This window comes from Streptomyces sp. NPDC090499 (genome assembly GCF_044769305.1).
In the GTDB taxonomy this organism is placed as follows: Bacteria; Actinomycetota; Actinomycetes; order Streptomycetales; family Streptomycetaceae; genus Streptomyces.
The window spans coordinates 327116-350269 of sequence record NZ_JBIVXP010000004.1 but is presented as its reverse complement, the minus strand read 5'-3'; the positions used below and the strand labels follow the sequence as shown (position 1 = coordinate 350269).

The 23154-nt window shown below is 71.9% G+C and carries 17 protein-coding genes; 11 read left to right on the top strand and 6 right to left on the bottom strand.

All coding sequences use genetic code 11. The annotated features are described in order from the left end of the window. Positions 1 to 191: 191 nt before the first annotated feature. The 3 genes from ACIQVL_RS17250 (at position 192) to ACIQVL_RS17240 (ending at position 4354) form a co-directional block, all read left to right on the top strand. Complete coding sequence (locus ACIQVL_RS17250) at positions 192 to 1205, top strand: ribosome-inactivating family protein (protein ID WP_403475678.1); 1014 nt, start codon at positions 192 to 194, stop codon at positions 1203 to 1205. 252 nt (positions 1206 to 1457) lie between these two features. Continuing rightward, positions 1458 to 2222 (top strand): NPP1 family protein, encoded by a 765-nt coding sequence (locus ACIQVL_RS17245; protein ID WP_403428710.1) that lies wholly within the window; start codon positions 1458 to 1460, stop codon positions 2220 to 2222. A gap of 158 nt (positions 2223 to 2380) precedes the next feature. Then, entirely contained in the window at positions 2381 to 4354 is a 1974-nt protein-coding gene (locus tag ACIQVL_RS17240) for an Ig-like domain repeat protein (RefSeq protein WP_403475677.1), read from the top strand. Between the two features lie 6 nt (positions 4355 to 4360). Here the strand turns inward: ACIQVL_RS17240 and ACIQVL_RS17235 are convergent, their stop codons facing one another. Continuing rightward, positions 4361 to 5416 carry a hypothetical protein gene (locus tag ACIQVL_RS17235; RefSeq protein WP_403428705.1) on the bottom strand — a complete coding sequence of 352 codons (1056 nt, stop codon included), beginning with the start codon at positions 5414 to 5416 and terminating at the stop codon, positions 4361 to 4363. A gap of 188 nt (positions 5417 to 5604) precedes the next feature. Beyond that, entirely contained in the window at positions 5605 to 6726 is a 1122-nt protein-coding gene (locus ACIQVL_RS17230) for a PP2C family protein-serine/threonine phosphatase (protein ID WP_403428702.1), read from the bottom strand. Between the two features lie 146 nt (positions 6727 to 6872). Here ACIQVL_RS17230 and ACIQVL_RS17225 point away from each other — a divergent pair, with 146 nt between their 5' ends. From ACIQVL_RS17225 to ACIQVL_RS17215, 3 genes are all read left to right on the top strand, one after another. Then, entirely contained in the window at positions 6873 to 7313 is a 441-nt protein-coding gene (locus ACIQVL_RS17225; RefSeq protein ID WP_403428699.1) for a hypothetical protein, read from the top strand. Between the two features lie 340 nt (positions 7314 to 7653). Then, positions 7654 to 8625 carry a hypothetical protein gene (locus ACIQVL_RS17220; protein WP_403475676.1) on the top strand — a complete coding sequence of 324 codons (972 nt, stop codon included), beginning with the start codon at positions 7654 to 7656 and terminating at the stop codon, positions 8623 to 8625. Between the two features lie 120 nt (positions 8626 to 8745). Continuing rightward, complete coding sequence (locus ACIQVL_RS17215; protein WP_403428695.1) at positions 8746 to 9339, top strand: HAD family acid phosphatase; 594 nt, start codon at positions 8746 to 8748, stop codon at positions 9337 to 9339. On the opposite strand, the gene ACIQVL_RS17210 is transcribed toward ACIQVL_RS17215, so the two are convergent. Further along, positions 9318 to 10685, bottom strand: a complete 1368-nt coding sequence (locus tag ACIQVL_RS17210; RefSeq protein WP_403475675.1) for a PLP-dependent aminotransferase family protein — start codon at positions 10683 to 10685, stop codon at positions 9318 to 9320. The two genes, ACIQVL_RS17215 and ACIQVL_RS17210, sit on opposite strands and share 22 nt — an antisense overlap. 76 nt (positions 10686 to 10761) lie before the next feature. Between ACIQVL_RS17210 and ACIQVL_RS17205 the strand changes: the two genes are divergently transcribed. Continuing rightward, the gene (locus ACIQVL_RS17205) at positions 10762 to 11550 is read left to right on the top strand and encodes an alpha/beta fold hydrolase (protein WP_403475674.1); all 789 of its coding nucleotides are present in this window, start codon (positions 10762 to 10764) and stop codon (positions 11548 to 11550) included. A 470-nt stretch (positions 11551 to 12020) separates the two neighbouring features. Next, entirely contained in the window at positions 12021 to 13967 is a 1947-nt protein-coding gene (locus tag ACIQVL_RS17200) for an FUSC family protein (protein WP_403475673.1), read from the top strand. Between the two features lie 11 nt (positions 13968 to 13978). Here ACIQVL_RS17200 and ACIQVL_RS17195 read toward each other — a convergent pair whose 3' ends face one another. Then, positions 13979 to 16036: a PhoX family protein gene (locus tag ACIQVL_RS17195; protein ID WP_403475672.1), complete on the bottom strand. Its 2058-nt coding sequence runs from the start codon at positions 16034 to 16036 to the stop codon at positions 13979 to 13981. Positions 16037 to 16290: 254 nt separating this feature from the next. Here ACIQVL_RS17195 and ACIQVL_RS17190 point away from each other — a divergent pair, with 254 nt between their 5' ends. Next, positions 16291 to 18033: a VWA domain-containing protein gene (locus tag ACIQVL_RS17190; RefSeq protein ID WP_403475671.1), complete on the top strand. Its 1743-nt coding sequence runs from the start codon at positions 16291 to 16293 to the stop codon at positions 18031 to 18033. A gap of 136 nt (positions 18034 to 18169) precedes the next feature. After that, positions 18170 to 19888, top strand: coding sequence for a methionine--tRNA ligase (metG, locus tag ACIQVL_RS17185; protein ID WP_403475670.1), 1719 nt, complete (start codon positions 18170 to 18172; stop codon positions 19886 to 19888). A gap of 87 nt (positions 19889 to 19975) precedes the next feature. On the opposite strand, the gene ACIQVL_RS17180 is transcribed toward metG, so the two are convergent. Continuing rightward, entirely contained in the window at positions 19976 to 21328 is a 1353-nt protein-coding gene (locus ACIQVL_RS17180) for a polysaccharide lyase family 1 protein (RefSeq protein WP_403475669.1), read from the bottom strand. 209 nt (positions 21329 to 21537) lie between these two features. Between ACIQVL_RS17180 and ACIQVL_RS17175 the strand changes: the two genes are divergently transcribed. Continuing rightward, the gene (locus ACIQVL_RS17175) at positions 21538 to 22014 is read left to right on the top strand and encodes a hypothetical protein (RefSeq protein WP_403475668.1); all 477 of its coding nucleotides are present in this window, start codon (positions 21538 to 21540) and stop codon (positions 22012 to 22014) included. Between the two features lie 89 nt (positions 22015 to 22103). Here the strand turns inward: ACIQVL_RS17175 and ACIQVL_RS17170 are convergent, their stop codons facing one another. Continuing rightward, positions 22104 to 23039 (bottom strand): intradiol ring-cleavage dioxygenase, encoded by a 936-nt coding sequence (locus tag ACIQVL_RS17170; RefSeq protein WP_403475667.1) that lies wholly within the window; start codon positions 23037 to 23039, stop codon positions 22104 to 22106. Positions 23040 to 23154: the final 115 nt, after the last annotated feature.

The window sequence follows — 23154 nt, the reverse complement described above, 5'->3', positions numbered from 1 at the left end:
GGCGAATGGAATCCGGGTGACAGACGGGTGACGTGGCGCGTGTCACCTGCCCGTGGCGGTGGGGGTCGCCCGCGCGCCCGCCACGGAATTGATTGCCCCGGCGAGACGGGCCTGCCAATCAACTTCCCGGTTGCGAACGTCGGTCGTGACATCGCCGGCACCCGGCGACCCGACGCACCGGAGAAGAGTCCATGTCTCACTCAGCAACCCCCACGAGAATCCTTCGCCGAGCCGGTCTGACGGGGGCCTGCGCGGCCCTGGTCGCGGGCGCCGTTCTCGTCACGGGCCTGACCGACGGCACAGCCCCGGCCACCCACGCCGCAGGCGTCCGCCTCGACCGGAACAGCGTGACGACGGTCGCCAACCAGACCCCGGTCTTCTGGTGGAACGGCAGCCGCTTCGACTACTTCGGGTTCCTCAACACGATCCGCAGCCAGATCAACGCGCACAGCAACGCCGTCGCCGGCTCCTCCAACGTCGTGAGCCACACCGACCCCTGGGACCCGGCCGCCATCGACGTCGTGATCGGCGACCGCAACAACCACCAGGTCCGGCTCCGGCTGCGTCGCGCCGACCTGTACCTGGTCGGCTGGTTCGACTCGAACGACACCTACAACTACGTCGGACCGGCGAACCAGGCCGAGATCCCGCCCTCGCACACCCAGGCGGCGCGCAACGGGGTGCGGGGCGGCAACCGGCAGCTGCTCCCGTCGGCGTCCTACGACCAGATCGAGCGGCTGGCGAACCGCGGCAACCCCGGGTCCTCGATCACCCGTACCTCCCTCCACTTCAGCGAGGACGCGGTCAGCGCGGCCGCCGGCAACCTCTGGCACGCCGACCAGGCACACCAGGAGCTCCTGGGCCAGAGCGTCCTCTTCTTCACCCAGTTCATCTCCGAGGCGGCGCGCTTCCGCGGTATCTCGGACACGATCGGCTGGCAGGGCTTCGCCGGCACCTCCCGGGACAACTGGCAGTTCCGCACCACCCTCAACCCGACCCTGGTCGGCCAGGAGACCCAGTGGGGCACCCTGAGCGCACGCTTCAACACCCTGCAGGCCGAGAACCGCCAGGACGACAACGGCAACCAGCTCGAGGGCTGGTGGCGGACGAGCAGCGGCGCCATCAACGGACAGCGGCTGCGGAACCTGGCCGAGTTCGCGCTGGTCCTCAACACGGTCAAGGGCTTCGCCAGCCGCCTCAAATGACCCCCTCCCACCCGAGCCGCCCCCGGCGGGGCTTCCCCCCTGCCCCGCCGGGGGCTTCCCGTGTCCCGCCGGGGGCTCAGGCCGTTCCGGCCGGAGCTCCAACCTGTGAACGCCCGCACTTCGGTTCGACGAAAAGCCGTCCCCCGTTTTACGGAAAGCCCTTTCCCGCGCACGGCCCGATCCGCCAGTCTCTCCCCCGACCGGATGTCATGTCCGGAACCAATCGCGTGGACCGTCGACTGGAGCCCCCCGATGTCCCGACCCAGGACCCGTCACCTCGGCCGAGCCGCCGCCGTCATGGGCAGCGCCGCCGCCCTGACCGTCGCCCTGCCGTTCAGCGCCTTCGCCGGCGTGCTGCAGAACCTGCCGGAGAACGCGACCACGTACGAGAAGAACTTCGAGCCGCTGTACGACTACGACACGGACAGCTGCTACCCGGCCGCCGCCATCGACCCGGACGGCAACCTCAACGGCGGTCTCAAGCCGACCGGTTCGGTCACCGGCAGCTGCCGCTCCGGCCACCTCGACCACGCCAACACCTACTCGCGGACCAAGTGCAACAACGGCTGGTGCGGGACCATCTACGCCAGCTACTTCGAGAAGGACGAGGCCTCCCCCGGCATCGGCCACCGCCACGACTGGGAGTGCATCGTCGTCTGGGTCAAGCAGGGCGACTCCACCCCGTCGTACCTGTCCGCCTCCCAGCACGGCGACTTCGAGACCGAGGCCGTCGCCGACGTGCCGATGAGCAGCCAGCGCGTGCAGGTCGTGTACCACAAGGACGGCCTGAGCACCCACGACTTCCGGTTCGCCAAGTGGGGCGAGACCCCGGAGAACGACGACGGCGCCTGGCACCAGGAGAACCTGCTCACCTGGGAGAACATGGCGTCCAACCTGCGCGACATCCTGAACGCCTCCGACTGGGGCGACGCCAACTTCCCGCTCCAGGACGCCAAGTTCGACGACCACCTCAACAAGGCCAAGCCGAGCGCGATCACGTTCGACCCGTACGCCTGACGAGATCCCGCCCCCGCCCCCGAATCCCGGATGCCTGTTGTCAGTGGCATGACCTAGTCTTCAGCACATCCGCCACACGCGGCCCACAGCAAACGTACACACTTGTGGGCCGCGTTCCGTGGCGTCCATTTCATTCGATCCGGGGGGTTCGAATCAGCGTGCGTATCCGCACCGTCACGGCCGCCACCACCCTGGCGGTCCTCTTCAGCTCCGCGGCCCTGGCCGCCGCTCCGGCCTACGCCGACACCACCGCCCTGCTGCCGATCAAGTCGTCCGGTGACATCGTCGTCGACGGCGCCCACCAGCAGGTCTTCATCAGCGACCCGACCAACGGCAAGATCGTCGTCACCGACTACGCGGGCAACGTGCTCAAGCAGCTGACGACCGACCTGTCCGGGGTCACCGGCCTCGAACTGTCCGCCGACTCGGGCACGCTCTACGCGGCCGTGCGGGACCTGGACGCCGTCGCCGTCATCGACACCGCGACCGACACCGAGACCACCCGGTACCCGGTCGGCGACAAGCCGCGGAGCATCGCCCTCGCGGGCGGGAAGCTCTGGTTCGGCTACGGCGGTGCCGCCGAGGGCAACATCGGCTCCGTCGACCTGGCCGGCGACCAGCACACGGTCACCCTCAACCAGGACAACAGCTGGTACTCCGCGCCGATCCTGGACGCGGCACCGGGCACCGGCATCCTCGTCGCGGGCGACCAGGACATCAGCCCCGCCTCGCTGACCTCCTACGACGTCTCCACGGGCAGCGCGGCCCAGCTGGCCCACATCCGCACCGACGGCAGCGACGTCAGCGACCTCCAGGTCACGCCCGACGGCAAGGACGTCGTGGTGGCGAGCGGAGCGCCGTACTACCACCAGGTCTACAAGACGTCCGACCTCAACGAGGACGGCAAGTACACCACCACCGCCTACCCGAACTCCGTCGCCATCGCACCCGACGGCACGGTCGCGGCCGGCAGCTTCGCCTGGTACGACCCGGACCTCTACATCTTCCACCCGGGCAGCAGCGAGGCCGTCCGCTCGTACGACTTCCCCAACACCGGCCACTCCAGCGGCGCCGACACCCTCGCCCCCGGCGGGCTGGCCTGGGCGCCGGACGGCTCCCGGCTGTTCGCCGTGACGGCCAACGACGCGGACGTGTACTCCCTGCGCGAGTACGACACCCCGGGCCGGGCGGCCACCACCCTCACGGTGGACGCCCCGGCCTCGGCGACCCGCGCCAAGCAGCTCACCGTCCGCGGCACGCTCTCCTCGACGGCCGCGCTGCCCGCCGGCACCCAGGTCACCGTCGTCCGCACCGACCTGGACTCCCCGGCCGGGAAGGCGCTGCCCGCCGTCACGGTCAAGGCCGACGGCACCTACTCCTTCACCGACACCCCGCCGGCCGGCGGCAAGGTGACGTACCAGGTCTCCTACGCGGGCGACGGCGAGCACACGGCCGCCTCCGCCAAGGACACCGTGGACGTCTCCCGTACCAAGCCGGCGCTGACGCTGAACAACAACGGCAAGGTGTACGCGTACGGGAAGGACGTGAAGTTCACGGCCCATCTCGGCACGACGTACAAGAACCGCACGGTGGAGCTCTGGGCGGACCCCGCCGGCTCGGACAAGCCCAACAAGCTGGTGAAGTCCGGGAAGGTCGACTCGCACGGCAACCTGTCCGTGGTCGTCGACCTGAAGCGGGACACCAGGGTCACCGCCAAGTTCGCGGGCGACGCCCGCTGGCAGCCGCGGTCGGTGTCCAGCTGGGCGGGCGCGAAGGTCAGCATCTCCATGGCCGTCAGCCGCCAGTACAAGTCGAAGAAGGCCTGGGGCCAGACCTACTACTACTTCCACAAGGCCAAGAACCCGCTGTTCACGACCAGGATGCCGTACTACGGCGGCCGTGCCCAGCGGTTCGACTTCCAGGTCTACTACCAGGGCAGGTGGTACGCGGACACCTCGAAGTACTTCGCGCTGGCCACCAGCGGGGTCTCGCAGGTCGAGTTCGCCGGCAGCCACAAGGGGGACGTCGGCTGGCGCTTCCGCGTCCGCTCCGACTACATCGACGGGGGGTCCGGCGACACGGTCAACTCCACGACGTACGGCGCCTGGAAGTACTTCACGTTCACGAGCTGACCCCTGTCACTGGGTCTGCAACTGCCGCAGGTGCTGCTGTACGTGGTCCAGGGCACCCTCCCGGCGGCCCGGCACCCTGAGTCTCAACTCCGCGAGCGCGGGCCCGAGTTCACGGGCCCGCGCCGTGTCCTTGATGGCGCCCCACTGGTGGTGGGCCCGGTCCACGGCCGCCTCGACGGCCGGTGCGTCGGCCGGCTGCCCGGCGCCCAGGCGGGCGCCGGCGACGGCCAGCCAGGTGCGGCAGCTCCGCGCCGCGTCCCCCGCGAACATCGCGAGGTCGGCCCGTACCTCGGACCAGTGCAGGGCGTCCTCGGAGGCCGGCCCGTGCGCCCGCGCGGCCGCCTGCTGCCAGCGGGCGGCGAGCTCGTCCGCCTCGGCGTACCGCCCGTCCCGTACGGCCGCGCTGATGGCGTCGTGCGGATCCCCGCTGTCCGGGGTGTGCGTGCTGAACAGGAGGCCGGCGGCGACCTCCGCCCCGAGCCGGGCGAGCACCTGCCGGTGCAGCTCCGCCAACGGCGGCCGGTACCCGCTCCGCAGCACGGTCGCCACGGCCTTCATGTACGACGGTGCGGCGACCTCCCGCCGGGCCGGCGGCGGCGCGATCCGCCCGTGCACGGCGTTGTTGCGCCCGCAGTCGAACGGCACCGTGTGCAACTGCTCCCAGACCTCGTGATCCGCGTGCAGATCGAGCACCAGCGTCGTCGCTCCGGACGGCCGCAGCCGCAGTTCCTCGCGGACCCAGTGCCAGGGCAGGCCGGTGTAGCGGACGGTGGCGGGCGTGGTGCGGGCCAGCGCGAGATGCGGCAGCCGCTGCTTGCGGTCCAGGTGGAGCTGGCCCGTGACGAACACGGTGAGCGGGCCGGGGGCGGCCGCGGCGGCCCGCAGCCTGGTCAGCACGGCCTGCGGCTCCACGGGGTCGGCGAGTTCGACGACGTTCGCGGTCTCGGTGCCGGAGAGTATCGCCGGGGGCACGGCCGCGAGCACGGGGAGCACGGAGGCCGCGTCCACCATGCGCGCCTTGCCTGTCGGCGAGGCCGCGATCAGCAGCACCGTTCCGGGCATCGGGCCCTCCCCCTTTGTTCCCCTGTACCACTTACGTCAGCACGGTAACCGCTGCGCTTGCAAAGCGGGGGCCACGGGAGAGCTTTGGGCCGGGTAACGCCCGGTACGCCGGTCCCGGGGACCCCCGGGACCGGCCTTCGGCCCGGGGTACCCCGGCGCCCCTGGCGGGGCGCTGCAGGCGTGCGTGTCTACGGGGGTGGGGTGCGGCGTACCGCGAAGACGGTGGTGTCGTCGGCGAGGTGGCCGTGGCTGTGGCGCAGGACGCCGTCGCGGATGTGGGCGACGAGGGGGATCGGGTCGGGGGCCGGTGTCAGGCCCAGGGCCTCGGCGAGGTCGAAGAACGTGCCGTCCGGGCCGCGCGCCTCCGTGACGCCGTCCGTGGTGATGAGGAGGGTCTCGTCGGGGGCGAGGGTGACGGTGAGGGTGGGGGGCGGGCCGGTCGATGTCGTGAGGTCGGCCATGCCCAGCGGGAGTCCGTTGCCCGCCGGCAGGGGCCGCACCCCCGTCGGTCCCACCGCCAGCGGCGGCTCGTGGCCGAAGTTGACGAGTTCCACGACGTCCGGGGCGTCCGGCGGGAAGCCCAGCAGGACCGCCGTGGCGAAGCGGTCGCCGTCGTCCCGGCCCAGTGCCGCCGCATGGCGCCGGTGCCGGACCATCCGGGTCTCCAGCCGGTCGGCCACCGTCGCCAGGTCCGGTTCGTGGTACCCCGCCTCACGGAACGTCCCCAGCAGCGCCGCCGCCGTCTCCACCGCCCCCAGCCCCTTGCCCTGCACGTCCCCGACCAGCACCCGGGTGCCGTACCGCCCCGGCTGGATGTCGTAGAAGTCGCCGCCCACCCGGGCCTGGCTGTCCGCGGCGAGATACACCGCCGCGTGCTCCAGCCCGGCCCACCCCTGCGGCAGCGGCCGCAGCACGGTACGCAGGGTGGTCTCGGCGATGTCCCGCATGTGCAGCATCCGCCGTTCGCCGTTCCTGCGGACCGCACAGGCGAGGATGGCCAGCAGCCCCGCGAAGGCGACCAGGATGAAGTCGGGCAGCCCGGCCTGGTACTGGTGGGGCCAGGCGCTGTCCACGGCGACGTAGTCGAGGACCGACAGCACCGCGAAGACCCCCGTCGTCCACACCCCGCAGATCGCCGCCGCGATACCGGGGACCAGGACGATCCAGGAGACGATCCGGAACCGCTCGGTGGTGTTGAGGTCGACCGCCGTGATCCCGGCGAGCAGCAGGAGCGGCGCCGCCCAGGCGACGCTCCGGCCCCTGGCCCACAGCAGCTCCTTGCGCCGCCGCAGGGCCTGGTGGTCGGTCACGAGAGTCAGGGAAACACGGGCGGGGAGGCGCCGCACGTCGTGGGCGGCGGCACGGGAAACGTCGTACGGGGTGTGCCGACCGACTTGCCAGGGGGTACTCGCAGGTGTGCTCTGGAAGGTGGGGGCGAGGAGAGAGGAGCACGCTCATGGCTCAAGCGGCACCCACGTCCGGCCGGATGCCCCGGAGCGGCCGGACGCCCGACGTGTTCAGCACCCGGATGCACGCCAGGGCCCGGGTGGCCATACCGGTCGTGACCGGGCTGATCTACGGCTACTGGGCCGCGGCGAACCGGCGCATGGGCGGGCCCATCACGGGCTGGAACCTGCTGTTCGGCTTCCTGACCGCGCTCGTCTTCGCGGTGGTGCTGTTCGGCGTGCTGACCGTCGCCCCACGGCTGCGGCGGGAGGTGCACGCCGTCCTGTGGACCGCGTTCATGGGCATCGCCTTCGGCTTCCTGTACAGCCAGAGCGGCGACTCGATCCTCCGGTCCGTCGCGATGTCGCTCGCGGTCGCCGCGGTGACGTTCATCGTGATGTTCTACCGGTTCTACACGCACGAGGACGCGGCCGGACACCGCATCCGGTAGCCGCGCGCCCGGCGGCGCCGTGAGGTGTGCGCGCGGGCCCCGGCCGTGGACCCCGGCCCCCACGGCCGGGGTCCACGTGTTTCCCCTGTTTCCCCTCACCAGTCGCCGAGGCGGTGCAGGCGCTCGGCGACGTTCCCAAACCAGGAAACACCCGTTCGGGTCAACCCTCCACCGGAGCGCGGCGCCCCAAGGGTTTCCGGGGCGGCCGCGGGGGCAGCGGGGGGCGGCACCGCCGTACCTCCCCCCCGTTCGGCTCGACCTGCGCCCCGCGATGCCCCCGAATGCAGTCGCCCCGCTCGCCTGACCGGTCCTCAGGGGCTTGCCTTGAAGCGTGCCCTCAGTGCCCTCAGTGCCCCCGGGGTCCCTCCGGCCCGCGCCGCCCTCAGGTCTCCGGCGCGCCCTGTCGGCCCTGCTGATCGCGCTGGGCTGCCTGCTGCTGCCGTTCGGCGCGCTCGCGGCCTGGGCGGCGTACGGGCTGGCGGACACCGGACAGTACGTCAGCACGATGGCACCGCTGGCCGACGACCCGGACGTCCGGGACGCGGTCGCGGACACCGTCGGCGACGGCATCATGCGCGAGGTGGACGTCGGCCGGCCGATGCGGGGCACGGTGGCGCCGTTCGTGCGCGAGGCGGTCCGGTCCTTCACCCAGACGGAGGCGTTCCGGCTGGCCTGGGACGCCGGCAACCGGGCCACCCACGACGCCGTGCTGCGCGCGCTCCAGGGCGAGCGCGAGGAGCCCGTCACCGTCGACCTCGCGCCGGTCACCGCCCAGGTCAAGGACCGGCTCACCCAGGACCATGTGCCGCTCGCGGCCCGTATCCCCGTCCAGCACACGGCCGTCGCGGTACTCCCGGCGGCGGAACTGGACCGGCTCCGGAAGGGGTTCCACGTGCTCGAGGTCGCCGGTTTCTGGCTGCCCGTCGCGGCCGTCGTCTTCGCGGTCGGCGGCATCGCCCTCGCCGTCCACCGCCGCCGTGCCGTCACGGCGACCGCGCTGGGCACCGCCCTGGGCGGCGCCCTGCTCGGCCTCGCCCTCGTCATCGGGCGCCGGCTCACCCTGGCCGACCTGCCGCCGGACGTCCCGCACCCGGCCGCGGCCGCCGTCTACGACGCCCTGACGTCCACCCTGCGCACGGTCTCCTGGCTGCTCCTGGCCCTCGGCCTGACCGTCGCCGCGCTGGCCTGGATCGGCGGACGCCTGCGCCGGTCGGGGCCCGAGGAGACGCGGCAGCCGGCCGCCGGCACAGCCGACTCCCCGTCCCTCAGGGCCGATTCACAGTCTCCTGACCAGAACATGCCAGTCATGTAACCGGCTGCTTCGCCGGGAGTCACCCGCCGGGCGCCCCGGTCGACCAACGTGACGAGGCGACGGCCACCGGTACGGAACACCGGCAGCCGACGCCGACGTGACCCGAGGAGCCCCCACCCGATGAACCGTCGCACCGCGCGCCGTGCCGCCGTCACCGTGACAGCCGGCCTCGCCCTGTCGTTCGCCGCCGCCCTGCCCGCGCAGGCCGCCGACTCGACCGTCACCGAGGCCCAGTGGCTGTCCGACGTCGCCGCCGTCACCGGCCCCGCACAGACCTACATCGACGGCCGCGCCGCCGCCGACACCTCCGGCGCCCGGCAGGCGATCGTCCTCGACATCGACAACACCTCGCTGGAGACCTACTTCGAGGGCGGCATCACCATCCCCGCCACCCCGCCGGTGCTCGCCCTCGCCCAGGACGCGCACGCCAAGGGCATCAGCGTGTTCTTCGTCAGCGCCCGCAGCGACCTGTACAACGTGGTGACCAAGGCCAACCTGAAGTCGGTCGGCTACCCGGTCGACGGCCTCTACGCGCGGACCGTCGCCCAGCTGCTCACCGAGTCCGTCGCGGACTTCAAGACCTCACAGCGCAAGGCCATCGAGGCGAACGGCTACGACATCATCGCCAACATCGGCAACAACACGACGGACCTGACCGGCGGGTACGCCGACACCACCTACAAGCTGCCGGACTACGACGGCCTGCTGGACTGACCGTCCGCCGGGGGGTGCCGCCGGCCGCCCGCCGCGAGGGCGGCCAGCGTCCGCAGCGCCCCCGCCAGCTCGGGCTCCGCGGCCGACGCGAGCCCGAGCCGTACCGCGTCCGGCGTCCGCTTCGGGTCGACGCGGAAGGCGGTGCCGGGCGTGACCGCGATCCCGAGCGCGGCCGCGGCCGCCGTGAAACCGTCCGCCCGCCACGGCTCGGGCAGCTCCCACCAGGCGAAGTACCCGTGCGGGTCGGCCCGTACGGCGAACCCGGCCAGCGCCTCGCGGACCAGCCGCTGCCGACGTGCGGCCTGCTCCCGCTTGGCCGCCACCAGCCGCGCCACGGTCCCGTCCCCGATCCACCGCACCGCCGCCTCCAGCGCGAACGCCCCCGCGCTCCACCCCCCGGACCGCACGGCCGCCGCCACCGCGTCCACCCGGTCCTCCGGTACCACGGCGAACCCCGCGGTGAGGCCCGGTGCGACCCGCTTGGAGAGTCCGTCGACGACATGGACGAGCCGCGGCGCGAGGGCGGCGAGCGGCGGGGGCTCCGGGTCGCGGCGCAGGAACGACCAGATCCGGTCCTCCACGACCGGCAGCCCCAGGTCCTCCACCAGCCGCGCCAGCCGGAGTCGGCGCTCGGCCGGGACGGTCACCGACGTCGGGTTGTGCAGGGTCGGCTGGAGATAGAGCGCGGAGAGCGGCGCGGACCGGTGCACGGCGAGCACGGACTCGGCGACGGGCCCGTCCTGGTCCGCCCGGACCGGGACGAGCGTGATGCCGAGCCGCCCGGCGATCTCCTTGACCAGCGGATACGTCAACGGTTCCACGCCGACCCGGCCGCCCGGCCGTACCAGGGACCCCAGGGTCGCGGCGATCGCCTGCCGGGCGTTGCCGGTGAAGAGGACGCGGCCGGGGTCGGGCCGCCAGTCCCCGGTGGCGAGCAGCGCGGCGGCGGCCTCCCTGGCGTGCGGTGTGCCGTCGGCAGCGGCCGGCCGCAGGGCGTCGGTGAGCGCGTCGGGCCGCAGCAACGGGGCGAGAGCCGGGGCCAGCAGCTCCGACTGCCCGGGAACGGAGGGGTAGTTGAGTTCCAGGTTGACGCGGGCGGCACCGTTCTCGACCAGCGCCCGCCCCTGCGGAGCGGCCTGCGCGGCCCGCACGAACGTCCCCCGCCCGACCTCGCCCACCACCAGCCCGCGCCGCACGAGTTCGGCGTACACCCGCCCGGCGGTCGAGGCGGCGATCCCGTGCCGCCGCGCGAACGCCCGCTGCGGAGGCAGCCGTTGACCGGCCCGCAGCCGCCCCCGCGCGATGTCCAGCGCGATCCGGTCGGCGATCCCCCGGAAGTCGTCCATGGTCCCCCCACTCCCATTGCACCGAGAGCAAAGATTTTATTGCACCGAGGAGTTACGGGTCCCTAGGGTCGTCCACATGCCCCCCTTCCTCGCATACGACGACAATGACCCGCATACCGCACGAACCCCTCTCCTCCTCGTCCACGGCCACCCCTTCGACCGCACGATGTGGCACCCCCAGCGGACCGCCTTCGCCGCCACCCGCCGGGTCGTCGCCCCCGACCTGCGCGGCTACGGCACCTCCCCGGTCACCCCCGGCCGCACCCCGCTCTCCCGCTTCGCGGCGGACCTCGGGGAACTCCTCGACGCACTGGGCGTACCGACCTGCGTGGTCGCCGGCCTGTCGATGGGCGGCCAGATCGCGATGGAGTGCTACGACCGCCTCGGTCCCGAACGCGTCCGCGGCCTGGTCCTGGCCGACACCTTCCCCGACCCGGAGACCCCGGAGGGCAGACGGGCGAGGAACACCATGGCCGACCGGCTCCTGCGCGAGGGCATGCGCGGCTACGCCGACGAGGTCCTGGAGAAGATGGTCGCCCCGGACGCCCGCCCCGACGTGAAGGCCCACGTCCACCGCATGATGACCGCCACCCACCCCGAGGGCGCCGCGGCAGCCCTGCGCGGCCGCGCCGAACGCCCCGACTACCGCCCGCTGCTGGCCGGTGCGACGGTCCCGACCCTGATCCTGGTGGGCGCGGACGACACCTACACCCCCGTCTCCGACGCCGAGGCGATGCACGCCCTCCTCCCCCACTCCACACTCCGGATCATCGACGGCGCGGCCCACCTGCCCAACCTGGAACGCCCGGAGGACTTCAACCGGGCGTTGGGGGAGTTCCTGGCACAACTCGACGAAGAACCGTGACCCCGAAAGCCGAACAGCACCCCGCCCCGCCCGCCCGAAACCCGAGCCCGGCAGCCGGACAGCACCCGATCCCGGCCCGCCCGAAACCCAAGCCGGGAAGCCGGACAGCACCCCGCCCCGCCCGCCCGAAACCCGAGCCCGGCAGCCGGACAGCACCCGATCCCGGCCCGCCCGAAAATCGGCACAGCACCCCATCCCAGCCCGCCCGAAACCCAAGCCGGGAAGCCGGACAGCGCCCCGCCCCAGCCCGCCCGAAGACCGGACAGCACCCCATCACAGCCCGTCCGGCGTTTGAGGACGAGGCCGTTCAGGCCGATGCGGGGGTCCGGGGGCGGCAGCCCCCGAAGCGGTGCCTGCACACGCACTGCCGCCGCCGACACCGGCCAGCGGCCACCGGCCACCGGCCACCGGCCACCGGACCTTCGCCGTGGGCAGCACAATCCACCGGCACAAGCGCTGATAATGGGCACATGTCCCGCGAGTTCCCCATCGGCCTCACCCCTCCCGACTGGCTGGTAAGGAACCTCCGGCCCCAGCAGGCCGCCCCCCTCAACTGGGCCGCCCTCGCCCGCGCCGCGCTCGCCATGAGCCTCCCGCTCGCCGTCGGGCTGGCGGCCGGGCAGCCCGCGTACGGGGCGCTGGCCTCGATGGGTGCCCTGTCCGGGGTGATCGGCGACACCGCCGACGCCTACCGGATGCGGATCCTCAACATCGCGGTCCCGCAGCTCTTCGGCGCCGTCGGCGTCACCGCCGGCTCGCTGGTCTACGGCCAGGGCTGGCTCACGGTCGCCGTGATCACCGGCATCGCGCTGCTCTCCGGGATGATCTCGACGATCGGCGCGGTGTCCTCCGTCTCCGGCCTGCTGCTCCTGCTCAACTCCGTGATCGGCGCGGGCCTCCCGCTGCCCGGCGCCTGGTGGCTCACGCCGGTGCTGATGACCGGCGGCGGCCTGCTCGTCCTGCTCCTCGCCCTGCTGGCCTGGCCGCTGCGCTCCGGCGTACCGGAACGCGCGGCGGTCGCCGCCAGTTACCGCACGGTCGCCGACCTGCTCGCCGTGAGCGACTCGGGCGACGGCGAGGAGTACGACCGCGCCCGGCACACCGTGACCCAGTCGCTGAACCAGTCGTACGACCTGATCCTGGCCCGGCGCGCCCGCTACCGGGGCCAGAGCCGCGAACTCACCCGCATGCTCGCCCAGTTGAACGCGATCACCCCGGTGGTGGAGGCCGCCCCCGCCGTCCGGCTCGCCGGGAAGCCGATGCCGCCCGAGATCCCGGCGGCGGTACTGCACATCGCCGACGCCATCGAGACCGGCTACACCGGTCCGATAGGGCTGGACCTGCCCGAGCCGAACAGCGAGACCGGGCGGGCCGTCGACCACGCCCTGCGGCACGTCGCCGAGGTCGCCACCTCTCCGGACGTCGACCCGCGGGGCATCGACGACCGCCTCGGCCGCCCCGCCGCCCTGGGTATCCGCACCGCCCGCGCCGCCCGCAACGTCGTCCTGTCCGCCAACTCCTGGCGCTACGGCATCCGCCTCGCCCTGTGCATCGGCATCGCGCAGGCCCTGGTCTCCCTGGTGCCCGTCCCGCGTTCCTACTGGGTCGCCCTCACCATCACCTTCGTCCTCAAGCCGGACTTCGGCTCGGTCTTCTCCCGCGCCCTGCTGCGCGCGCTGGGCACGGTGGCCGGCCTGGTGCTGGCGGCGACGGTCCTCACCCTCGTCCCGCGCGGCTGGTGGGACGTACCGGTGATGACGGTCCTGGCGCCCCTGGTACCGGCCCTGACCCCCCGGGGCTACGGCTTCCAGACCGCCGCCGTCACCCCGGTCATCCTGCTCCTCTCCGACAACCTGAACCACCAGGGCACCGGCCTGCTCCTGCCCCGCCTCCTCGACTCCCTGATGGGCTGCGGGATCGCGCTGGTCGCCGGGTACCTGCTGTGGCCGGAGAGCTGGCGCACCCGGGTCGGCGACCGGCTGGCCGACGCGGTGGCGGACACGGCGGCCTACGTCGAGCTGGCCTTCCGGGCGGGGGCGGAACCCGCCGCCCGCGCCCGGCTGCGCCGCCGCCTCTACCGCGACCTGTCCGTGGTCCGCACCGAGTTCCAGCGCGCCCTGACCGAGCCGCCGCCCACCGGCCGCCGGGCGGCGGCCTGGTGGCCCCTGGTCGTCGCCGTGGAACGCATCGTCGACGCGACGACGGCGGCCCGGGTCCGGGTCCGGCACGGAGCGCCGCCCCCGGCGCGGGCCGAGGTCGACCAGGTGACCCGGCAACTGCGCGAACTGGCGGAGGGCGTCCGCCGGTCGGAGACCCTGGTCGCGGTCCGCACGGATCTCACCGGCCCGCCGGACAGCGTCCTGGAACCGCTGCGCCAGGAGGTGGCGGCGGCCAGAGCCATCGCCTCCCCCCACTGACCGCTTCTGTCTCACACGCCGATGTCGCAGCCGTCCTTGCGCCAGACGGCGACGACGGCGGGCCGCACGATCTTCCCGGGCCCGTCGGGCCAGCTGCTCGCGGGGCTCTCCACGCTCGCGCCGGTGATCTCGCCGGGGTGCTGCACGGCGACCAGCACCCGCCGGTCCTGAACCAGCGGACCGCAGGTCTCGGCACCGGTCGGCACGGTCAGGAACTGCTTGAGCTCACCGCGCCGGGCGCCCTTCGTGGCCACGCCGAACAGGCCGTCGTGCGAGCCGAGCTGGTTGCCGTCGGTGGAGATCCACAGGTTGCCGTGCGGGTCGAAGGCCACGTTGTCCGGGCAGGAGATCGGGCTGACCTCGTCCTTCGGGAATCCGGCGAAGTAGGTCGCGGGGTCGTCCGGGTCACCGGCGACCAGGAACAGCGTCCAGGCGAACGACGTGCTCTCGGCGCGGTTCCAGCGCTCGGTCAGCTCCAGGACGTGCCCGTGCTTGTTGGCGTTGCGCGGGTTGGCCTCGTCGGCGGGGGCGTTCGCACCGACACCCCGGTTGGTGTTGTTGGTGAGCGCGACGTACACCTTGCCGGTGGCGGGGCTGGGCTCGATGTCCTCGGGCCGGTCCATCTTGGTCGCGCCGACCTTGTCACCGGCGAGCCGGGTGAAGACGTAGACCTCCTCGGCGGTCATCCCCTCGACATGCGAGACGGCGCCCTTCGCGGTGGCGGTGGCCAGCGGGATCCACTCCCCGCTGCCGTCGAACTCGCCGTCGGCCGGGAGCCTGCCCGTGCCGTCGATCTCCGTCGTCGGGGAGTCCCCGGTGAGCCGGGCGACGTACAGCGTCCCCTCGTCGAGCAGCGTGCCGTTGTGCTCCCGCACGGCCCGCCCGCCACCCCGCTTCATGCGCTTGCTGCCGACGAACTTGTAGAAGTAGTCGAACCGCTCGTCGTCCCCGGAGTACACGACCGGCCGCCCGTCGTCCGTCAGCCGGACGGTGGCCCCTTCGTGCTTGAACCGCCCGAGCGCGGTCCGCTTGCGCGGGGTCGAGTCGGGGTCGTACGGGTCCAGCTCCACCACGTACCCGAACCGGTGCGACTCGTTGGGCTCCTGGGCGACGTCGAACCGCGGGTCGAACCGCTCCCACTTCCGCTCCGTGGCCCCGGTCCCCAGCCCGTACCGCTTGTCGGTCGCCCGGGTCCCGTTCGCGAAGTACTGGTTGAAGTTCTCCTCGCCGTGCAGCGTGGTGCCCCACGGGGTGGTGCCGCCGGAGCAGTTGTTGAGCGTGCCGAGGACCTTGCGCCCGCTCGGGTCGGCGGAGGTCCTGAGCAGCGCGGACCCGGCGGCGGGGCCGGTCAGCCGGAACTCGGTCGTGGCGGTGACCCGCCGGTTGAGCGGGTGCCGGGGCACGGCGGTCAGTGCCCCCGTCCGCCGGTCCTCCTCGACCACGACGACACCGAGCCCGTGCGCGGCCCAGGCCACCTCCACCTGCTGCCGGGTGGGGTTGGCCGCGTCGTACCCGCGGAACATCAGCACTTCATCGGTGTACTCGTGGTTGGCGACGAGGATCTGCCGGCGGTGCTCGCCGGGCAGCGGCAGCAGCGCCAGGAAGTCGTTGTTGTAGCCGAACTGCCCGGCCTGCGCGGCGGCGGTCTGGTTCTCCGGGTCGAAGGCCGGCGCGCCCCGCAGGATGGGCTCGCCCCACCGGACCACGACGTTCTGGCCGTAGCCGTCGGGGACGGTCACGGCGTCGGCGGTGTTGGGCGCGACGGAGGCGAACCGCAGCCCACGGGCACCGCCGCCGGGTTTCGCCGTCCCCGTGGCCTGTGCGGCGGCCGCGGGCCGCGCCGCACCGACACTCACCCCACCCGCGACCACGGCCACCACAGCCGCTGCCCGCACCACGCTACGACGGCTCACGGCATCGGCGATGACATCACCGACGTAGGCGTTGGAGCTGGTGTTGGGCACCTCGTGGAAGCAGGCGTCACCGCATCGGAACCGACAGGTGAGGGAGGACCGCCCACCCGGATGCGACTGGGCGGGTGTCGTGACGATCGGCAGCAGTTTCCGCACTTTACTCTCCCCTTGCGATCTCTTGGTGTGAGCGTGACGTTAGGGGTGTGGTTGCGCACAAGAGGAGCCGCCGAATGAACGAATGATGAACTGAAGGGAACCGAGGGGGAGTTGGGAGCGGGCCGGAACTCGACCGCCGTACGCCCGACAGGAGTCATCGACCCTCCCCAAGATCGCAACCTGGGGCCGCTAACCTTACGTGTCCGTCCTGGCCAGCGGTTGACGGGTATCAACTCACGCGAAGGGTTGCGCACATGGGCATTCTCACTCTCCTGCGGAACGCATTCGGCCGGTCGCGAAAGCCGCGCCCCGCCGAGGCAGAGGGTGCAGACCAGCTCCCCTCGCAGCCGCAGCAGGAAGCGCCGGCTCCGACCCCGGAGACCCCCACAGTGGTCCCGGAACCCCGCCCGGCGACAAGCGAAGAGAACGACGAGAACGAGCACGAACTCGTCTCGGCCGCCTTCGACAACGTCACCGTGCCGAAGCAGGCCACCCGCACCATCGAACCCGACCTCGAGGTCAGGCCGGAGCCGACGACTCCGCCGACCGAGGCCGAGACTGAGCCGGCGGCTGAGATCGAGGCCCAAGCTGAGGTCGTCGAGGTCGAGGTTGAGGTCGAGCCGGTGGCCGAGGTCGAGGTGACGGCTGAAGCCGATGAAGCCAAGACCGAGACCGAGGTCGTGGCCGAGGCGGAAGTCGAGGCTGAGGCCGTGGCCCAGGCCGAGCCGGAAGCCGAGGCTGAGGCTGAGGCCGTGGCCCAAGCCGAGCCGGAAGCCGAAGCGGCCGCCGAGCCGGAAGCCGAGGCCGAGGCTGAGGCCGAGGCGGTCGTCGAGTCGGAAGCCGAGGCCGAGGTTGAGGCCGAGGCGGTCGTCGAGCCGGCGGCCGAGCCGGAGACCAAGGCCGAGGCGGAGCAGGAGGCCGTGGCCGAGGCGACTACGGAGCCCGAGGCCGAGCAGGAGGCCGAGCCCGAGCCGGCTGCGGAGGCTGTTGCAGAGCTGACCGTCGAAACCGAAGCCGAGACCGAAACCGAGGCCGAGGCCGAGCCGGAGCCGGAGGCCGACCCCGAGCCGGTCGTGGTGGCGGAGTCCACCCCCGCTGTCGAGCCGGAGGCCGACACCGCACCGGAACCGACGGCCGAAGCCGAGCCGACGGCCGAAGCCGAAACCGAAGCCGAGCCGGCGTCCGAGACCACTCCCGAGCCGGTCGAGGCGGCAGCCGAGACCGACGCCCCGGAGCTGGAGCCTGTTGCCGCGGCCGCCGACGGCGAGTCCGCCCCGCAGGGGCCACCCGCACCCGACAACGAAACCGTCACGGGTGGTGCGGGTGGGAACGACCCGGCCGAAGGCGAAGCCGAGGCCGCGGTCGGCAACGACGCCGCCGCCACCGCCCTCGCCAAGGCCGGCCTCGCCTCCGCCCGCGCCACCACCTACCTCGTCCTCGACCGCTCCGCGAGCATGCGCCCGTACTACAAGGACGGCTCCGCGCAGGCCCTCGCCGACCAGACCCTCGCCCTCGCCACCCACCTCACCCCGGCCGGCGAGACCCCCTCCGTGCACGTCGTCTTCTTCTCCACCGAGATGGACGGCACCACCGACCTCACCCCCGCCTCCGCCGAGAACGCGATCGACGAGGCACACGCCGGCCTCGGCCGCATGGGCCGTACCAGCTACCACGCCGCCGTCGAGGCCGTACTCGCCCACTACGACAAGCACCACGACAAGGACGCGACCCCGGCCGCCCCCGCCCTGGTCGTCTTCCAGACCGACGGCGCCCCGGACGCGAAGACCCCCGCCACCCAGTCCCTCACGGACGCCGCGAAGTCCCACCCCTCGGTCTTCTTCTCCTTCGTCGCGTTCGGCGAGCACGAGAACAAGGCCTTCGACTACCTCCGCAAGCTGAAGACCGACAACGCGGCCTTCTTCCACGCGGGCCCGACCCCCCTGGAGCTCACGGACGCGGAGCTCTACGACGGCCTCCTGATCGACTGGCGCCCGTAAGCCCCACCGGCCCACCGGCCCACCCCATGCCGCCCGCTTCTCACCCAATAAAACGGGAAGCGGGCGGCATACACATGTCGGCTACGATTTCAAGGTTCGCAATAACAGCAACAGACCGACCTGGGAGCAGCCCCCGATGGCTCGACACCTCATCACCAGCGCCCTTCCGTACATCAACGGGATCAAGCACCTGGGCAACATGGTGGGGTCCATGCTCCCGGCGGACGTGTACTCCCGGTACCTCCGCCAGCGCGGCCACGACGTCCTGTACATCTGCGCGACCGACGAGCACGGCACCCCCGCCGAGCTCGCCGCGAAGGAGCAGGGCATCCCCGTAGCGGACTTCTGCGCGCAGGCGCACGACGCGCAGAAGGCGGTCTACGACGGCTTCGCACTCGCGTTCGACTACTTCGGCCGGAGCTCCTCCCCCGAGAACCGCGAGATCACCCAGCACTTCGCCCGCCGCCTGAACGAGAACGGCTTCATCGAGGAGCGGTCGATCCGCCAGGTGTACTCCCCGGTCGACGGCCGCTTCCTCCCGGACCGCTACGTGGAGGGCACCTGCCCGCACTGCGGCTACGACAAGGCCCGCGGCGACCAGTGCGAGAACTGCACCCGCGTCCTGGACCCGACCGACCTGATCAACCCGCGCTCGGCGATCTCCGGCTCCACCGACCTGGAGATCCGCGAGACCAAGCACCTCTTCCTGCTCCAGTCCAAGCTGGAGAACGAGGTCCGCGAGTGGGTCGCGAAGCACGACAAGGACTGGCCGCAGCTGGCCTCCTCGATCGCCCACAAGTGGCTGACCGAGGGCCTGCACGACCGCGCCATCACCCGCGACCTGGACTGGGGCGTGCCCGTCCCGGCCGACACCTGGCCGGAGCTGGCGGCCGAGGGCAAGGTCTTCTACGTCTGGTTCGACGCCCCGATCGAGTACATCGGCGCGACGAAGGAGTGGGCCGACCAGGACCCGGCGAACCGGGACTGGAAGTCCTGGTGGTACGACGTCGACACCGACGTCCGCTACACGGAGTTCATGGCGAAGGACAACGTCCCCTTCCACACGGTGATGTTCCCGGCCACCGAGCTCGGCGTCCGCGAGCCGTGGAAGAAGGTCGACTTCGTCAAGGCCTTCAACTGGCTGACGTACTACGGCGGCAAGTTCTCCACCTCGCAGAAGCGCGGCGTCTTCACCGACCAGGCCCTCGACATCCTTCCCGCCGACTACTGGCGCTACTTCCTCATCGCCAACGCCCCCGAGTCGGACGACTCGTCCTTCACCTGGGAGCACTTCACGGCGACGGTGAACAAGGACCTGGCCGACACCCTCGGCAACTTCGTCAACCGCGTCCTGTCCTTCTCGAAGAAGCGCTTCGGCGACGACGTCCCGGCCGGCGGCACCCCGGGCGCGGCGGAGGCGAAGCTCGGCGAGGAGATCGCCGCGCTCCTCGCCGAGTACGAGTCCCACATGGAGTCCCTCCAGTTCCGCAAGGCCGCCGCGGCCCTGCGTGCCCTGTGGTCGGCCGGCAACTCCTACCTGGAGGAGAAGGCCCCCTGGCTGGAGATCAAGACGGACAAGGACGGCGCGGCCCTGACCCTGCGCACGGCGATGAACCTGATCCACCTCTACGCGGTGGTCTCGGAGCCGTTCATCCCGGCGACGGCGAAGACGATGCGCGAGGCGTTCGCCCTCGCCGAGGACACCGCGGCCTGGGTCACCGCCGACGAGGCGAAGGCACTGACCGCCGTCCCGGCCGGCACCCCCTTCACCGTTCCCCCGGTCCTGTTCGCGAAGCTCACGGACGAGGACCTGGAGACGTACAAGACCCGCTTCGGCGGCGAGAGCGCCGCATAGCCGCATAGCCCCACGCCGCACCCCGAAGGAGCGGCGGGAGGACCCCCTCCCGCCGGTCCGGGGCCGCCCAGGAGCGGCCTCCCTCGCTCAGCTCGCGGTCAGCACCGCCGCCCCCGCCGTCTTCGCCAGCTCCGTCGGCAGGCCCTTGGCGCTGCTCTCCAGCCCGGCCGTCAGGGTCGGCGTCCAGTTCACGGTCGTCTTGATCTTCTTGGAGTTCGCGGCGTTGTAGGCGGCGACGAGGTCGGTCGTCGTGCCGTTGACGAGGTTGCCGCTGCCGGCGACCGAGCCGGTGCCGTCGCCGCTCAGGAGCTTGCCGACCTTGATGGAGGAGGGCACGGTCCAGTAGTTGTTCTGGGCCACGACCTGGGCCTTGGCACGCGAGTTGATGCTGTACTGCAGGTTGTAGCCGTTGAGCGGCGTGACGTCGTAGACGTTGTTGTAGAGGTGCACCTGGCCGACGCGGGTCAGCGGGGCGCGCTGGACGACGCCCTTCCAGAGGTTGTGGTGGAGGGTGACGCGCAGCTTGCCGCTCGGCTCGCTGTCGCTGCTGCCGATCAGCATCGTCTTGTCGTGGCTGGTGAACTGGCTGTGCTCGACGGTCACCAGGTCCGAGCTCTTGGTGATGTCGAGTTCGCCGTCGTGGACCTGGTACTCGCGGCCGTAGTACTTCGGGTTGGCGCTGTCGAAGTGGCCGGCGTCGGTGAACGTGTTGTGGTCGGCCCAGACGTGCGTGGCCCCGCGCAGCGTCACCGCGTCGTACTCGGAGTTCCAGTTGCCGTCGTCGCCGTCGGTCGGGTCCCACTGCGGGAAGCAGTCCTCGGTGTCGGAGAACGTCAGGTTGCGGACGATGACGTTGTCGACCTTCTGGATCTGGAGCATGCCGCCGGTGATCCCGGCCTTGGTGCCGGGGACGCCGACGATCGTGGTGTTGGCGGGGACCTTGAAGACGATGTTCGCGGCCTGCTTCTTCTGCGCGGCGGCGCGGGCCGACTCCTGGGTGCCGGAGGGCAGCTTGGCACGGCCGTACGTCGACGGGTCGAAGGCCTTCAGGTACGAGGTGAGCGAGTAGCCCGTGCCCGCCGCGTAGTCCGCGCAGCTCAGCTTCCTGCCGCTGTCGTCGGTGTTGGCGTCGATGGTGCCCTTGACCTTGATGATGCGCGGGGTGGTGTCGCTCGCCGAGCCCAGCGCCTTCACCAGCTGGGCGCGGGTGGCGACGGTGAAGGTGTGCGCGGAGTCGGCCTTCGCCCCGCCGGTCGTGCCGGCACCGGACGACGCCCAGCCGTCCTTGGCGGCGAGGGTCTGGTGGTACAGGTCCACGGCCGACGTGGCGTTCGCGCTCAGCACGAGCGCACCGGCACCGACGCCTGCGGCCGCCACGGCGGCGGAGACGACGAGGGCACGGCGCTTGCGGAGGGACCGGCGATGAGAGGCAGAGGCCACGGGGGAGTCCTTACGTACGTCCGAAGTGCTGGGGACGGCCCGCCGGGGCGGGCTTCACTCCTCTGTGGTTGTGGAGATCGAAAAGGTTGCCGTGAATGTTTCCGCGATGTGGTGCCCATCCCGGAAGAGAGCGGCGAAAGTTGACCCGGGCAGCCGTTCCTCGATGCCCCGACAACCGCATGTCCACAACACATCCGTATGGTTTCGCCATGGCAATCCCAGATCTCATCCCGATCGCCTACGAGCCCCATGGCCGTACCGAGGCCATCGGTCACTACACCGGCGGGCAGTTCCTGGCGTCGGTCACCTACGCGTTCCCCGAGGGGTTCCGGCTCGACGAGGGCTGGGAGGAGCGGAAACGGCTCTACTCGGTGCTGCATCTCTTCGACGCCGAGGGCAACTACCGCGACTCGCAGATCTGGTGCGCGGGCAGCTGGGCCGAGCAGCAGCTCGAGCCGGACGGCGCCGACTCCGTGCTGGCGCGGGCCCGCGCCCACCTGGCGGGCATGCTGCGCAGCCTGCCGAGGCGGACGTACACCGACATCGCGATACGCCCGTTCCAGCTCGGGGTGGACGGCGTGTTCTTCGGGCTGGTGGCGAAGGACGACGAGGACGGAGGGTGGGCCGAGCTCTACCCGGACCACCTGGGCTTCGGCGAGCCCTGGGACGGCCGGTACGACACCTGACACCGCGCGGACAGGTCCGCCGGCCGTCCCTGGGACCGCCCTGCTCCTACGTGCTCGGCGGGGGCGGTCTCACCGGTGCCCCACCGGTGTCAGCCGTTGCTGGTCTCGTCCGGTTCGACGCCCAGGGTCAGGTGGGCGCGGACGCCCCGGGCGATGTGGTGGCGGTGGTAGCTGAGGTGGAGCAGGCCGCCGGCGTGGCCGTTGTCCGGGTAGATGCTGTCCTCGTCGAGGGTGGTGCGGGTGGTGGTGTTGCTCGCGTACGGCTCCACGGCGGCCGACAGCAGGACCGACTTCTCGTCGAAGAACAGCTGGCCGGTGTGGCAGGTGTGGCCGCCCTCGTATCCGGCGTCCGTCCACTCGCCGTCCACGTGCACCTTGACGTGGATGTGGACGCACCGGCCCTGGTACCAGCCGGGGAAGACGGTCCTGAAGGCGACCTGCCCGTGCCGGTCCGTGTGCCAGGTGCCGCGCAGGTAGCGGGTGTCGTCGGTGGGCTCCTGGTGGCCGCCGCCCCCGCCGGGCGGGGGTCCGGTGGGGGTGCCGGTCGGTGCGCCGGTGGGTGCGCCGGTCGGCGGGGTACCGCCGCCGCCACCGCCACCGCCGCCGCTGCCCACGGCCTGGTACCCGGAGTAGACGCCGGACGCGTTGCAGTGCCAGATGTCCACGGCCGCGTTCCTGAGCGGCCTGCAGGTCTCCGCATCGATCACCTTGAGGGTGAGGTGCAGGGGGATGCCCTCCTGGTCCTCGGTGACGTCCTGGCGGAGCTTGTCGGCGTCGATGTAGTAGGGGCCCTCGACGAGTTCGGAGGTGAGCGTGTAGCAGGCGCCCTCCGAGGCCGAGGGCGAGGGCGAGGCCTCGGTTCCGGCGCCGGTCGCCGGGGCGGTGGTGCCGTCGGTCGCCGCGAAGGCGCTGCCGACGCCCACCGCGGTCACGGCCACGCTGCTCGCCGCCAGGACCGTACGACGGGCCAACCTGCGTCTTTCCTCGGGGGATTGAGCGTCTGTGGGGGTGTGGGTGTCTGTCATGGTCAGGGACCGTAGACAAGGCCGAGCGGGCGCGAACATCGGAGAGAGCTGTGAATGAGCGCTGCGCAGACGAAAGGCTCGAAACCGACGCCGGTTTCGAGCCTTTCCTTCAGCT

What these genes read in the sequence shown, in the direction of transcription:
- ACIQVL_RS17250 (WP_403475678.1), top strand. Translation starts at nt 192, where the DNA reads ATGTCTCACTCAGCAACCCCCACGAGAATCCTTCGCCGAGCCGGTCTG.
- ACIQVL_RS17245 (WP_403428710.1), top strand. Translation starts at nt 1,458, where the DNA reads ATGTCCCGACCCAGGACCCGTCACCTCGGCCGAGCCGCCGCCGTCATG.
- ACIQVL_RS17235 (WP_403428705.1), bottom strand. Translation starts at nt 5,416, where the DNA reads ATGCCCGGAACGGTGCTGCTGATCGCGGCCTCGCCGACAGGCAAGGCG.
- ACIQVL_RS17225 (WP_403428699.1), top strand. Translation starts at nt 6,873, where the DNA reads ATGGCTCAAGCGGCACCCACGTCCGGCCGGATGCCCCGGAGCGGCCGG.
- ACIQVL_RS17215 (WP_403428695.1), top strand. Translation starts at nt 8,746, where the DNA reads ATGAACCGTCGCACCGCGCGCCGTGCCGCCGTCACCGTGACAGCCGGC.
- ACIQVL_RS17210 (WP_403475675.1), bottom strand. Translation starts at nt 10,685, where the DNA reads ATGGACGACTTCCGGGGGATCGCCGACCGGATCGCGCTGGACATCGCG.
- ACIQVL_RS17205 (WP_403475674.1), top strand. Translation starts at nt 10,762, where the DNA reads ATGCCCCCCTTCCTCGCATACGACGACAATGACCCGCATACCGCACGA.
- ACIQVL_RS17200 (WP_403475673.1), top strand. Translation starts at nt 12,021, where the DNA reads ATGTCCCGCGAGTTCCCCATCGGCCTCACCCCTCCCGACTGGCTGGTA.
- ACIQVL_RS17190 (WP_403475671.1), top strand. Translation starts at nt 16,291, where the DNA reads ATGGGCATTCTCACTCTCCTGCGGAACGCATTCGGCCGGTCGCGAAAG.
- metG (WP_403475670.1), top strand. Translation starts at nt 18,170, where the DNA reads ATGGCTCGACACCTCATCACCAGCGCCCTTCCGTACATCAACGGGATC.
- ACIQVL_RS17175 (WP_403475668.1), top strand. Translation starts at nt 21,538, where the DNA reads ATGGCAATCCCAGATCTCATCCCGATCGCCTACGAGCCCCATGGCCGT.
- ACIQVL_RS17170 (WP_403475667.1), bottom strand. Translation starts at nt 23,039, where the DNA reads ATGACAGACACCCACACCCCCACAGACGCTCAATCCCCCGAGGAAAGA.